Raw genomic sequence first — 14,659 nt, 5'->3', positions numbered from 1 at the left:
TCAGGCCAAGTCGGATCAGACCGTTTCCGGATACATCGCGGTGCGCAGCACGCTCACCAGTTCCTGATAGATCGCCTCCACCTCTTGCGTGACCATGCGCATGCGCAGGAAGTCATGCACGTGGCCACTGAATTCGCGGCATTCAAGCAATCCTCCGGCGCTGGCCAGACGTTCGGCGTAGGCGCGGCCTTCGTCCACCAGCGGGTCGAAGCCTGCCAGGGCGACGTAGGCCGGTGCGGCGCCGGCAAGGTCGGTGCTCAGCAGTGGCGAGAAACGCCAGTCGCGGCGGTCCTCGAGGCGGCGGGCGTAGTGTTGGTAGAACCATTCCAGGGTATCGCTTTCCAGCAGATAACCTTCGCCGAGCAGGTCCATCGATTCACGGCGCTGCGAGGCGTCGGTTACCGGGTAGCACAGCAATTGCAGGCACGGTTTCAGCGCGCCGGGCGCGCGCGCCTCAAGCGCCAGCACGGTCGCCAGCGTGGCGCCGACGCTGTCGCCGCCAAACACCAGGCGCGACAGGTCGAGATCGAATTCGCCGGCCTGTTCGCGCAGCCAATCCAGTGCATCGGCACAATCGTGCAACGCCACCGGGAATTTGTGTTCCGGCGCGCGGCGGTAGCCGACCGACAGCACTGCACACGGCGTGCGCGCGCAGAATTCACGGCAAATACCGTCGTGGGAATCGAGGCTGCCGACCACAAAACCACCGCCGTGCAAAAACAGCAGCACCGGCAGGACACCACCCCTGTGCAACGGACGGTACAGCCGCAGGGTCAGCTCAGCGCCGTCGCGGGCAAGATGTCGCACCTCACTCACTTCGACATCCGGCACGTCCCAGCGCATCTGTTGCGAGGACCGCTCGAACGCCTCACGGGCCCGCTCAGGTGTCCCTTGGTGAAACGCGCCGTTCTGACTGTCTTCGACCAGATCAAGAAACGCCGCTACTTCCGAATTCAATGACATGCACCACATCCCGGGCCGATGCACACAATGCGCACCGGCCCTCTCAAAAAGTTAAAGACCGGCTCAACGCGCCGACTGTTGCAGGCAATGGTCGACCAACGCTTCCAGCTCGGCCTGATACTGCTGCATCAAGGTCTCGATGGTGCCCGGGCGGAAGCGACGGGTGCTGTACATGCAACGCATCGACAGTTTGCCGTCGAACACCTGACCGACGATTTCCAGCCAGTTGCCGAGGTTGGCATCCAGGCTATAGACGTCGCCGATGTGCTCGTCCGCCGGCATCAGCATCGCCTGCTCGTCAAAGGTCTGGTCGAACTGCCCCAGGTAGTTGAAGGTCAGCCGCGCCTGTGGCAACGCCGCCAGACGCTGTTGCACCGACGCATCGGCCATGTAGCGCAGCGCGCCGTAGCCGACGCCTTTCTGCGGCACCGCCGCCAACTGCTCGCGTACCGCCAGGATCGATGCGCCGAAATCCTGCTCCGCCAACGGCGCCAGCCGCACCGGGAACATGGTGGTGAACCAGCCGAGGGTGCGGCTCAGGTCCAGCCCTTCGACCAGGTCCTCACGACCGTGCCCTTCCAGTTGCACCAGCACCGACTCGGCCTCGCTCCAGCGACACAGCACCCGACCGAGCGCGGTCAGCAGCAGGTCGTTGATCTGCGTGCCGTATACCGCTGGCGCCTGTTTGAGCAGTTGCCCGGTGCGGGTGGCGTCGAGGCCCATGAACGTTTCTTCGCGAAAACGCACCAGGTTCTTGCCGCGCGGGTTGTCACACGGCAGATCCCTGCCCGGCTGATCCAGCTGTCCGAGCCAATAATCCAGCTCTTGCTCGACCAGTGCCGGCACCTGCGCCGCCAGGCCATCGGCCCAGGCGCGATAGCTGCTGGTGCGCTGCGCCAGTTGCGGCTCGCGCCCCTGACTGAACGCCTCGTAGGCCAGTTGCAAGTCTTGCAGGAACACCCGCCACGACACCGCGTCGATCACCAGGTGATGCACCACCAGCAGCAGGCGCACCTCGCCGTCCGGCAGATTCACCAGCAGGCCGCGCATCAGTGGCCCGTCGAACAGGTTGAGGCTGCGCTGGGCTTCGTTGACCAGTGCGTCGAGTTGCTCGATGTCGCTGATCTCACGCTGCCACAGCAACGGCTTGTGCTCGGCGCTGCGCAGGCTGTCCTGCAACGTTTGATAGTGCTGCAACCAGCGGCCCTGATCCTGATAGAAGCGCAGCCGCAACGAATCATGCTGGGCCAGCATCAACCGCAGCGTCTGCTCCAGCGCCGGGGCATCCAGCGTCTGGCGCGAACGCAGCATCATTGCCTGGTTGAAATGATGCGGTTCGCTCATGTCCTCGGCGAAGAACCACTCCTGGATCGGCAACAATCCAAACGCACCCGCCTGTGCTACGTGGCTGCTGTCGCCAGCCTGGCTTGAGCGGGTGACTGCTTGCTGGTCGAACAGGTTGCCAATGGTCTGGAAGCGCCTGAGGTCACGCAGCTTGATGTCCAGTTTCAGTTGCGGATGGTTCCGTGCCCGGGAAATCACCTGCAGGCTGAGAATCGAATCACCGCCCAACTCGAAGAAGTTGTCGCTGATGCCAACCTGCTCCACTTGCAGCACGTCGGCCCAGATATCGGCCAGCCAGGTTTCCTGCGCGTTGCGCGGCGCCTGATATTGATCGGCGCAAAACTCGGGCTGCGGCAGCGCCTTGCGATCCAGTTTGCCGTTCGGCGAAATCGGCAGGCGCGCCAGAGCCATGATCTGCAGCGGCACCATGTATTCGGGCAACTGTGCGCGCAACAGGGTCTTCAGACGATCCCCGACGTTGTCGTCGCTGCTGACCACATAGCCGATCAACTGCTTGCCGGAGACGCCGTCACGGGCGATGACCACAGCGTCGGTGACACCTTCCTGAGCGCGCAGGCAGGCTTCGATTTCACCCAGCTCGATGCGGAAACCGCGAATCTTCACTTGATGGTCGGCGCGGCCGACGTAATCGAGGATGCCGTCATGGCGCAGGCGCACCAGGTCACCGCTGCGGTACAGACGACTGCCCGGCGCGCCGAATGGATCCGGCACGAAGCGCTCGGCGGTGATCGCCGCACGGCCATGGTAACCACGGGCAACCCCGTAGCCTCCGATGTACAACTGGCCGGACAAGTCTTGTGGCAGCGGATTGAGATCGTCGTCCAGAACCCACAGCGAGCGTTGACCGACCACTCGCCCGATCGGCGCATAGGCAGCCGCACAGGCCTCATCATTCGGCGCTTTCCAGAGCATCGGCGTGACCACGGTTTCGGTCGGGCCGTAACCGTTGGTGATGAACTGCGGCTGCAACACGCGGCGCACCTGCGCCAGGGTCTGCTCCGGCACCGCGTCACCCCCCAGGCAATAAATGCGCACCTTCGGCACGGCCATGCCGCTGGCCTCGACGTACTCGGCTACCTGTTTGAGGTAGGCCGGCGGGAAGCAGGCGATATCGATCGAACGGTTGAGCAAGGCGTGGCTGGTCTGCTCCGGTGTCCACAGTTCATGATCGCGCAGCACCAGCGTGCCGCCAAAGGCCAGGGTGGTCAGCCAGCGTTCATGGGCGCCGTCGAAAGCGAACGACATGAAGTGCAATTCGCGCGTGCTGGCGTCCATTTCGTACAACTCGCGGATTGCCTGGCAATGCATGCTCAGCGGTCCGTGGGTTACCGCCACACCTTTGGGCAAACCGGTGGAACCCGAGGTGTAGATCAGATAGGCGAGGCTGTCATCACAGGTCTGCACCCGCGGCGCCGTGTTCGGGTACTGACTGCCATCGAAAAGATCCAGATCAAGCAATGGCAAATTCGCCGGCAGCGGCAAACGCTGGCTGGCGGCGCCACGGCTGATCATCTGACGCATGCCGGAGTCTTCAATCATGAAGGCCAGGCGATCGGCTGGATAGTCGATGTCCAGCGGCACGTAGGCAGCGCCGCTTTTGAACACGGCGAGCAAGGCCACCAGCATGTCGAGCGAACGTTCCAGAGCGACACCGATCAGGACTTCCGGACCGGCACCCGCCGCAATCAAATGATGCGCCAGCTGGTTGGACCGGTGCTCGAGTTGCGCATAGCTCAACTGCTCGTCACCACATTCGGCGGCAATGGCCTCAGGCCGTTGCGCAGCAATCATCGCCGGCAACAGCTCACGGTTGTGCACCGCCGCCGGTTCTGCGCCCCACTGCTGCAAGGCCTGCCATTGTGGCGCGGCCAGACGCTGCAGGTTGCCCAGTCGCTCCGTCGGCTGCTGCATCATGCTGTGCAGCAGCACTTCCATGGTCTGGCGGATCCGCTCGACCGCTTCGACACTGAACCGATCACGCAGGAACAGGTACTCGATGGAGAACTCTTCGCCAAGATGCACGGCCAGGTCCATCGGGAAGTTGGTCACGTCATGGCTGGCCGAGGTGCCGAAACGCAGGCCGCCCGGTGCCTGTTCCAGACGCTGGTCGATCGGGTAGTTCTCGAACACGATGATGCTGTCGAACAAGGCTTGCCCGCCCTGCCCCGACCAGCGCTGAATGTCCGCCAGTGGTGCGTGAGCATGTTCACGCAGATCGAGGTTATAGGCCTGCAGATTGCTCAGCCAGGCATTCAGCGGCTGCGCCGGATCGAGGGTCTGGATCACCGGCAAGGTGTTGATGAACAGCCCCAGCATGCTGCCGGCATTCGGCAATCCCTCCGGGCGCCCGGCCACGGTGGCACCAAACGCCACGCTGTGCTGACCGGTGTAGCGCTGCAACAGCAGCAACCATGCGCCTTGAATCAACGTGTTGGCGGTGATGCCCTGAGCCCGGCAATGCTGCTGCAACAAGGCGGTCTGCTGCGCATCCCAACGGGTGTACAACGCCTGGTGGCCGTGCTCGGCGGATTCGTGACGCGGGTGCATCGCCTGGCTCAACGCGGTCGGTTCGACCAGCGTCTGCAAGTGGCCGCGCCAGAATTGCTCGAGCTGCGCCGAATCCTGTTGCTGCAACCACGCGATAAAGTCGCGATACCGACCGCTTTCGCCTTCGACCTGGCCGGTGGCGTAGTGCTGCAGTACCTCGCCGAACAACTGCGAACTGCTCCAGCCGTCCATCAGAATGTGATGGCTGGTCCAGATCAACTGGTACTTGTCGGCATCCAGCCGAATCAGGCGCGTGCGTTGCAACGGCATGCGGTCCAGCGCAAAGCCCTGAACCCGCTGCTGACGGGCAAACTCGGCGAGTTGCGCCTCATCCATCGGCGTGTCCAGTGCTTGCAGGTCAACAATGCCCTGACGGTGGACGACCTGCACCGGTGACGCCTGGCTGTCTTGCCAATGGAACGACGTGCGCAGAATTTCGTGGCGCTCCACCACGCATTCCCACGCGGCACGGAAGCGCTCGATATCGAGGCCTTCCACCGTCAGGTTGAGCTGGTTGACGTAGAGATCGTCGCCGTCATCGGACAAGGTATGGAACAACATGCCCTGCTGCATCGGCGACAACGGATAGATGTCTTCGATGTCCGCGACCGGCACCGGCAAACCGTCCAGACGCATCTGGTCCAGCGCTGCCAGCGGGAAGTCCGACGGCGTCAGGCCGTGGTTGCCCGGGGTCACGCAGTGTTCGATCAGCGCGGTCAGTTCACGCCCGTATTCATCGGCCACTGCCCGCACGGTCGCGGTGTCGAACATCTGCCCGCTGAAGCTCCACGACAGGCTCAGTTCACCGCCATACACCTGACCATTGACCGACAGCCAGTTACCCAGTGGGGCGCGATCGCTGAGGTCACTGCCGGCACTTTCGCCGGCCGGCAGGAACAGCGCGGCTTCGTCGAACTGGCTATCGAACTGGCCGAGGTAATTGAAGGTGATTTTCGGCGTGGGCAGTTCTGCCAGAGCCTCACGCGCCGAGGCATCGCCCAGATAACGCAAGGCGCCAAAACCGATGCCCTTGTCGGGAATCGCACGCAGCTGCTCCTTGATCTGCTTGATCGAATCAGCGAAACCGCTGGCCGGGGTCAGGTGCACCGGGAACACGCTGGTGAACCAGCCAACGGTGCGGCTCAGATCGATGTCGTCGAACAGGTCTTCACGACCATGTCCTTCCAGTTGAATAAGGGCTGAGGCCTGTCCGTTCCAGCGACTGATGACCCGGGCCAGTGCGGTCAGCAGCAAGTCGTTGACCTGCGTGCGATAAGCCGCCGGGGCCTGTTGCAACAGTTGTCTGGTCAGTTCAGGGGCAAGGCGCGTCTGCACACTTTGCGCGTAGCGGTTTTCCAGGCTGCCGTCCGGGCGCTCGCACGGCAACGTGGCGGTCGCCCCCTGCAAATGCCCACGCCAGAAGGCCTGTTGGTCATCGAGGCTGACGGTGTGCGCCTGCAGGCGCTCGGCCCAGGCTTTGAAGGCGCTGGTCTTGGCCGGCAACGCGACCTCGCGCCCGGCCTGGATCTGGCTGAATGCGGTTTGCAGATCTTCCAGCAGGATCCGCCAGGAGACACCGTCGACCACCAGGTGATGCACCACCAGCAACAAGCGCTGAGTCTGATCCGGCAGATCGAACAGCACGCCGCGCAGCAGCGGACCGTCGTGCAGATCAAGACTGCCCTGGGCCTGCTGACAGAGCACTTCGATTGCAGCCGAATCCGTCAGCGTGCGCTGCCAGAGCAGTGCTTGCACAGGCTCGATCGGGCGGTGAGTGGCTGTCCAGCCGTCAGTCGTTTCAATGAGCGACAGGCGCAAGGCATCGTGATGCGCAACCAATGCCTGGAGCACCTGCGCAACGGTCTCGGCGTGCAGCGTCATCGCCGGTTTGAGCAGCAACGACTGGTTCCAGTGATGCCGCTCGGGGATCTCGCTGGCGAAGAACCATTGCTGGGACGGCAACAACGGCGTCGCACCGCTGACCGGCCCCTGGTCGATGCTCAGCACCGTGCCGCCCGACTGTGCTACCGCCGCCAGTGCCTGCACGGTCTGGTGCTGGAACAGATCCTTGGGCGTGAACTGGATACCGGCCTGCCGCGCACGGCCGACTACTTGAATCGAGATGATCGAATCGCCGCCCAGCTCGAAGAAATTGTCCGTGGCGCTGACCTGCTCAAGGCGCAGCGCATCGGCCCAGATCGTGGCGATACGTTGCTCCATTTCATTGCGCGGCGCCACGTAGCTGTTCTGCAGCAGACTGGCGTCCGGTGCAGGCAGCGCCTTGCGGTCCAGTTTGCCGTTCGGGGTCAGCGGCAGGTGCGCCAGCACCATCAAGTGCGCCGGCACCATGTGCGTTGGCAGACTCTCCTTGAGAGCGTTGCGCACGCTGTCGCGCCATTCAGCCAGATGTGCGTCTGCCACCGGTTGTGTCGGGACCAGATAGGCCACCAGTTGCTTGCCGCTTGGCCCGGCATGCGCCAGCACCACGGCTTCGCGCACGCTGCTCAGTTCCAGCAGACGCGCTTCGATTTCGCCCAGTTCGATGCGGAAACCACGGATTTTCACCTGGTTATCGACGCGGCCCTGATAGTCGAACACGCCATCGGCGCGCTCACGCACCAGGTCACCGCTGCGGTACAGACGACTGCCCGGCGCCCCGAACGGATCGGGTACAAAGCGCTCAGCGGTCAGCGCCGGACGATCCAGATAACCCCGGGCCAGCCCGGTGCCGCCCAGATACAGCTCGCCCATCACGCCCTGGGGCAACGCATTGAGGTCAGCGCTGAGCACACAGGTGCTGCGGTCGCCGATCCGCGTGCCGATCGGTGCATAGGCTGCGCCGCATGCGTCATGCCGCCCGGCCTTCCAGATCAATGGGGTGACCACGGTTTCGGTCGGCCCGTAACCGTTGATGATGTACTGCGGCGCCAGCGCCGCACGCGCCCGCTCGAAACTGTCGTTGGGCACGGCATCGCCGCCGAAACAGTAGATCCGCACAGCGGGCGGCTGGCCGACCTGTTCGGCGTGCCCGGCCAATTGCTGCAAGTACACCGGCGGGAACGCCGCCACCGTCACGCCGTGTTGCTGCATGGCGGTGTAGGTCTGCTCCGGGCTCCACAGACTGTCATCGCGCAGCAACAGCCGCGAGCCATGGGTCAGCGGGGTCAACCAGCGTTCATGAGCGCCGTCGAACGCGAACGACATGAAGTGCAGCTCGCAATCGTCCGGGGTCATTTCATAGCGCTGGCCGATGGCCTGGCAATGCATCGCCAGCGGTCCGTGCTCCACGCACACACCCTTGGGCTGGCCGGTGGAACCCGAGGTGTAAATCACGTAAGCCAGGTTTTGCGCGTGTACCTCGACCTGCGGCGCAACGTCTGGCCATTCGGCAGTCGACAACGTGTCCAGATCCAGGGCACGCACTCCGGCGCTCAGTGGCAACCGAGGACGCAGTTGCGAATCGCTGAGCAACAGCGCGATGCCCGAGTCTTCGATCAGATAGGCCAGGCGCTCGCGCGGATAACTGGCATCCAGCGGCACATAGGCGCCGCCGGCCTTGAGCACCGCGAGCAAGGCCACCAGCATCGATGGGCTGCGCGGCAGGGCTACGCCGACGCGCACTTCCGGCCCGACGCCTTCATTGATCAGCACATGCGCGAGGCGATTGGCGTAGCTTTCAAGCTCGGCGAAGGTCAACGCCTGATCGCCACAACGCACGGCTTGCTGTTGCGCCTGCTGCGCCGCAATCACCGCGATGCGCTGATGCACCAGCAACGGATCCGTGCACGGTTGCGCACGATTGTTTTCCTGCAATCGACGCTGCTCTTCACCGCTGAGCAGGGTCAACGCGCCGAGACGCGCATTCGCCGACTGTACGAACTGCTCCAGCAGCGAGGCCAGTTGCGCGTGCAAACGCACAATGGAGTCCGGGCTGAAACGGGCGGCGGCAAAGCTGTAATGCACCGAGAGGGTTTCGCCGAGGTTGACCCCGACCGTCAGCGGGAAATTGGTTTGTTCACGGGTGTCGACCGCGCCGAACTTCAGGCCCAGCGACGAGCCTTGCTCCAGCGCTTCGGAGATCGGGTAGTTCTCGAACACCAACAGGTTGTCGAACAGGCCGTCGCTGCCCTGCCCCGACCAGCGCTGGATATCGGCCAGTGGGGTGTGTTCGAAATCACGCAGGGCGATGTTGAGTTCCTGCACGGTTTGCAGCCACTGGCTGACCGTCAGTTGCGGTTCCGGACGGGCAATCACCGGCAAGGTGTTGATGAACAGGCCGACCTGCTGCTCGACCCCCGGCAGGTTGGCCGGACGTCCCGACACAGTGGCGCCGAAGGCCACGGTCGGTTGCCCGGTGTAACGTTGCAACAGCAACAGCCACGCCGCCTGCACCAGGGTGTTAAGGGTGACTTTTTGCTGACGGGCAAACTCACTCAAGCGCAACGTGCCAGTGGCGTCGATCCACTGCTGATATTGTCCGGTACCGCCATCGGCGTTCGCCGAACGGTCCGCCAGCCCCTGGGCCAGGCGGGTTGGCTCATCGAACCGGGCCAGACGCTCAAGCCAGAATTGCTCGCTGAGGCGACTGTTCTGACGCTGCAGCCAGGCGATGTAATCGCTGTAGCGGCCAATGGGCGTTGCAGGGACTTGCCCGGCATAGCGTTGCAACACTTCACCGAGCAACTGCGAGTTGCTCCAGCCGTCCAGCAAAATGTGGTGGCTGGTGTAGAGCAGTTCGTGACGGTCCTGCGCGGTACGCACCACCACCAGGCGCAACAGCGGCACCTCGCTCAGATCGAACGGACGGCTGCGCTCGGCCTCGGCCAGCGCATCCAGCGCTTCGCCCGGCTGGCCGCGCCAGTCGTGAACGGTAAACGGCAGCGTCGCCGAGCGTTCGACGATCTGCAGCGGCTGGGCCTGCTCCCCTCCCCAGACAAACCGCGTGCGCAGAATGTCATGGGACTCCAGCGCCGCTTGCCAGGCCTGACGGAAACGCTCGACATCAAGCCCTTCCACCGACACCCGCATCTGGTTGATGTAATCCCCCGAACCTTGCTCGTACAGGGTGTGGAAGAGCATGCCCTGCTGCATCGGCGACAGCGGATAAACGTTGTCCACCGCTTGCGGATCCGTGATCAGCGTATCGAGCTGCGCCTGAGTCAGCTCAGCCAGCGGGAAGTCCGACGGCGTCACACCGCGGTTGTGCGCTTCACAGCAATGGGCGATCAGCGCATTGAGTTCTTGCGCATAGTCGTCAGCCAGACGCTGGATCGTCGCCTGATTGAACATTTCGTGGCTGAACGACCAGCTGAGGTTGAGCTCACCACCATAGACCTTGCCGTTGATGTCCAGCCAGTTCGCCAGCGGTGCCAGCGAACTCTGTTCGCGGCCGGTGCTTTCACTGGCGGGCACAAACAGCGCGGCCTCGTCGAACTGGCTGTCGAACTGGCCCAGGTAGTTGAAGGTAATGCGCGGGACTGGCTGCGCGGCGAGCGTCTGTCGCGCGTGTTCATCGCCCAGGTAACGCAGGGCACCAAAACCCAGGCCCTTGTTCGGTACGCCACGCAGTTGTTCCTTGACTGACTTGAGCGAGTCGGCCAGGCCCACGGCCGGGGTCAGACGCACCGGGAACAGGCTGGTGAACCAACCAACGGTGCGGCTCAGGTCGATGTCGTCGAACAGTTCTTCACGGCCATGACCTTCGAGTTGGATCAGGGTCGAGGCCTGACCGGTCCAGCGGCAGATCACCCGCGCCAGTGCTGTCAGAAGCACATCGTTGATCTGCGTGCGATAGGCGGCGGGCGCCTGCTGCAACAGTTGGCGGGTCTGATCCGCATTCAGGCGGGTTTCCACGCTCACCGCGTGACGGTTTTGCAAGGTTGCCGCAGGGTTGTCGCAAGGCAGATCCGCGGGCGCTTCGCCCAACTGTCCGGCCCACCACGTCAGTTCGTCGTGCAGCTCGCCGGTGGCGAATGTTTGCAGACGTTGCGCCCAGTCCTTGAACGGGCTGGTCTTGGCCGCGAGCTTGATCCCCTGGCCGCTTTGCGCCTGCTCGCAGGCATTCTGCAAATCTTCCAGCAACACGCGCCAGGACACACCGTCGACCACCAGGTGGTGGATCGCCAGCAACAAGCGCTGGCTGCCGTCAGCCACATTCAACAGCACGGCGCGCAACAACGGGCCGTCTTGCAGATCGAGGCTGCCTTGCGCGGCGTCGCACACCGCTTCGATTTCGTCGGTGTGCTGCACGCCCGCCTGTTGCAGCAACGGCCGGTTATCCGGCGCGCGGTGCATGGCCGTCCAGCCTTCAGCGCCTTCGCTGAAGCTCAGGCGCAAGGCATCGTGATGCGCAACCAGCGCCTGCAAGGCCTGCTCGAGGACACTGGCGTCAATGGCCTGGGAAGGTTTCAGCAGCAACGACTGGTTCCAGCGCTGCCGCTCGGGAATCGCCAGTTCGAAGAATCGTTGCTGGAACGGCAGCAACGGCGTGCTGCCGGTGACAGCGCCCTGCTCGATGCTGAACGCCGCTTCACCCCGCTGAGCGACCCGGGCCAGACCTTGCACAGTCTGGTACTGGAACAGATCCTTGGGGGTGATGCGCAGGCCGGCCTGACGTGCACGGCTGACCACCTGGATGGAGATGATCGAGTCGCCGCCAAGGGTAAAGAAGTTATCCGTGACGCCTACCTGCTCCAGCCCGAGCACGGCTTGCCAGATCTCGCACAACTGCCGTTCGTTGTCGTTGCCCGGCGCCAGATAGGTGTGCTGCTCGAGCGCTGCGTCTGGTTTGGGCAAAGCCTTGCGATCGAGCTTGCCGTTGGGCGTCAGCGGCAGCTGTTCGAGGAACAGCAAATGCGCCGGCACCATGTATTCCGGCAGGTGCTCGCGCAGGCCGGCCTTGAGCACTTCACGCAGCCGCGCTCGTTCTTCGGCGTTACCCAGCGCAGCGCTCGGCACGATGTAGGCGACCAATTGCTGACCGCTCGCGCCTTCCTGCGCCAGCACCGCCAGTTCGCGCACCGTGTCTTGTTGCAGCAGACGCGCTTCGATCTCGCCCAGCTCGATGCGAAAACCACGCACCTTGACCTGATGGTCGATACGCCCGACGTATTGCAGGTTGCCGTCAGCCTGATAACGCGTCAGGTCACCGGTGCGGTAGAAACGCTCGCCCGGAGCGCCGAACGGGTTCGGCAGATACTTTTCTGCGGTCAACGCCGGCCGTGCCAGATAACCGCGCGTGATGCCGGCACCGGCCAGATACAGTTCGGCGGCGACGCCTTGCGGCACCGGTTGCAGCTCGCCATCAAGGACATAGCTGGCGGTGTGTTTCAGCGGCCGGCCGATGCTTGGCTGGCCACCGGCCGTGCGCCGTGTCCAGGTCGAATAGGTGGTGTCTTCCGACGGGCCGTACAGGTCGAAAACGTGTTCGACCGTCGGTTGCGCATACAAGGTGTCGACCAGCGACTGCTTGAGCGGCTCGCCGGCCAGATTGATGATGCGCACGCTCGGCGGGATCTCGCCGCTGCGTTGCAGGGCGGCAATCGCCGACGGCACGGTGTTGATCAGACGCACCTGATCGCGGGCCGGCAACTGCGGCAACTCCAGGGCATTACGGGCGATGATCAACGAACCGCCGTTGGCCAGGGTGACAAACAGCTCCCACACCGACAGGTCGAAACACACCGACGTCGAGGCCAGCACGCCCTGGATATCGTCGCGGCTGTACACCGATTGCGACCAGTCGATCAGCGCCAGCACGTTGCGGTGGGCAATCGCCACGCCTTTCGGTTTGCCGGTCGAACCGGAGGTGTAAATCACATACGCAAGGTTGTCGGCCGACACCCGCGTTTGCGGTGCATGCGCCGGGTACGCGGCGAAATCATCGGCGGCGTTGTCCATCAGCAGCACGTCAATGTCCGCCGCAATCGCCAGATTGGCGGCGACGTCCCGTTCGGTCAGCAGGCACAGCGCGCGGCTGTCTTCGAGCATGTAGGCGACGCGATCGGCCGGGTAATCCGGGTCGAGCGGCACGTACACGCCCCCGGCCTTGAGCACGGCCAGCAACGCGACCAGCAGATGCTCCGAGCGCTGCATCGCCACGCCGACGCGCACCTCCGGGCCGACGCCTCGCTCGATCAAGGCATGCGCCAATGGGTTGGCCCGTGCTTCAAGCTGGGCATAGGTCAGATGCCGCTCGGCAAAGGTCACCGCCCGCGCATCCGGGGTCCGAATCGCCTGACGAGCGATCAACTGATGAATGCACAGATCGCTGGCAAACGGTGCGTCCACGGGGTTCCAGTCGTGCAGCAATACCTGCCGCTCACGGGCATCGAGCAATGGCAACTCGCCGACACGTTGTTGCGCATCGCTGACGACAGCCTTGAGCAACGTCTGCAAATGCCTGCCCATACGCTCGATGGACGCCGCTTCAAACAGGTCCGTGGCATAGATCAGCGAGGCCCACACGCCTTCCGGCGATTCATGGGTTTCCAGGGTCAGGTCGAACTGCGCCGTGAGGCTGTCCCAGTTCACACTTTCAACGGCAAGCCCCGGCAATTGCATGGCCTGTCCGGCCTGCCGCGCGCCACTCTGGTGATTGAACATCACCTGGAACAACGGGCTGCGGCTCAGGCTGCGCTCCGGCGCCAGGGCTTCGACCAATTGCTCGAACGGCAGATCCTGATGCGCCTGGGCGCCCAGCGCCGATTGCCGGGCCTGGGCCAGCAAGGCGCTGAACGTCATGCTGCTGTCGAGGGTGGCACGCAAGACCTGGGTGTTGACGAAAAAGCCGATCAGCCCTTCGGTTTCCGCACGGTTGCGGTTGGCAATCGGCACGCCGATGCGAATGTCGTCCTGACCGCTGTAGCGATGCAGCAAGGTCTGGAACGCTGCCAGCAACAGCATGAACATCGTCACGCCTTCACGACGCGCAAGATCTTGCAGGCCTTTGCTCAACGCGGCGTCCAGCTGCATATCCAGACGTGCACCGCGATAGCTTTGCACCAGCGGGCGTGGGTGATCGGCCGGCAGTTCCAGCACGCCCGGATCCGAACCCAGATGCTCGACCCAATAGCTCAATTGCCGTTCGCGCTCACCGGCGTCCATCCAGCTGCGTTGCCACTGGGCGAAATCGGCGTACTGGATCGGCAACGGTGCCAGCGTGGCCGGTGCGCCCTGACTGAACCCGGCATAGAGCTCGATCAGTTCGCTGACCATCACTTGCATCGACCAGCCATCGGAAATGATGTGATGTTGCACCATCACCAGAACGTGGTCGTCCGGTGCCAGCCGCAGCAGGCAGACGCGCAGCAAGGTGTCCTGTTCGAGATCGAACGGGCGGGCAATTTCGGCTTCGATGGCCGCGCGCAAACGCGGCTCATCGACTTCGCCCTCCAGCTCGCGAACCTCGATCTGCAAGGCAAACGGCGCCTTGATCAGCTGAATGGCCTTGTCCTGATCACCTCGGGCAAACCCGGTGCGCAGACTCTCGTGACGCTCGATCAGCGTATCGAAACTGCGCTGCAGTACCGCCATGTCCAGGGCACCGCGCAAGCGCAACGCCGTGGGAATGTGGTACGCCGCGCTGTCCGGCTCCATCTGCCAGAGAAACCACTGCCGCTCCTGGGCATAAGACAAAAGCAGCGGTTCACCTTCGGTGCGCCGAAAAATCGGCGCGATGCCATAAAGGTTAATGCCCTGTTTGCCCAGTAGAATCGCCAGCGCCTTGCGTTTCTCGGGAGAAAGCGCGCCTACCGATTCAATCAACTGCTGCATGCCGTGGTCC

General features: G+C 63.5%; 2 protein-coding genes. Both read right to left on the bottom strand.

The window, feature by feature from the left end; genetic code table 11:
• Nucleotides 1-15 precede the first annotated feature (15 nt).
• Nucleotides 16-963 (bottom strand): alpha/beta hydrolase, encoded by a 948-nt coding sequence (locus tag ACTJK9_RS24170; RefSeq protein ID WP_440816782.1) that lies wholly within the window; start codon nt 961-963, stop codon nt 16-18.
• 63 nt (nt 964-1,026) lie between these two features.
• The gene (locus ACTJK9_RS24165) at nt 1,027-14,649 is read right to left on the bottom strand and encodes a non-ribosomal peptide synthase/polyketide synthase (RefSeq protein ID WP_440816779.1); all 13,623 of its coding nucleotides are present in this window, start codon (nt 14,647-14,649) and stop codon (nt 1,027-1,029) included.
• Nucleotides 14,650-14,659 lie beyond the last annotated feature (10 nt).

Source organism: Pseudomonas sp. 22082, assembly GCF_052046055.1.
GTDB lineage: Bacteria > Pseudomonadota > Gammaproteobacteria > Pseudomonadales > Pseudomonadaceae > Aquipseudomonas > Aquipseudomonas pharyngis.
This window is presented reverse-complemented; position numbering and strand designations above follow the sequence as displayed.

Excerpts from the sequence above, each read along its gene's own strand:
- ACTJK9_RS24165 (WP_440816779.1), bottom strand. The coding sequence starts at position 14,649 with ATGCAGCAGTTGATTGAATCGGTAGGCGCGCTTTCTCCCGAGAAACGC.
- ACTJK9_RS24170 (WP_440816782.1), bottom strand. The coding sequence starts at position 963 with ATGTCATTGAATTCGGAAGTAGCGGCGTTTCTTGATCTGGTCGAAGAC.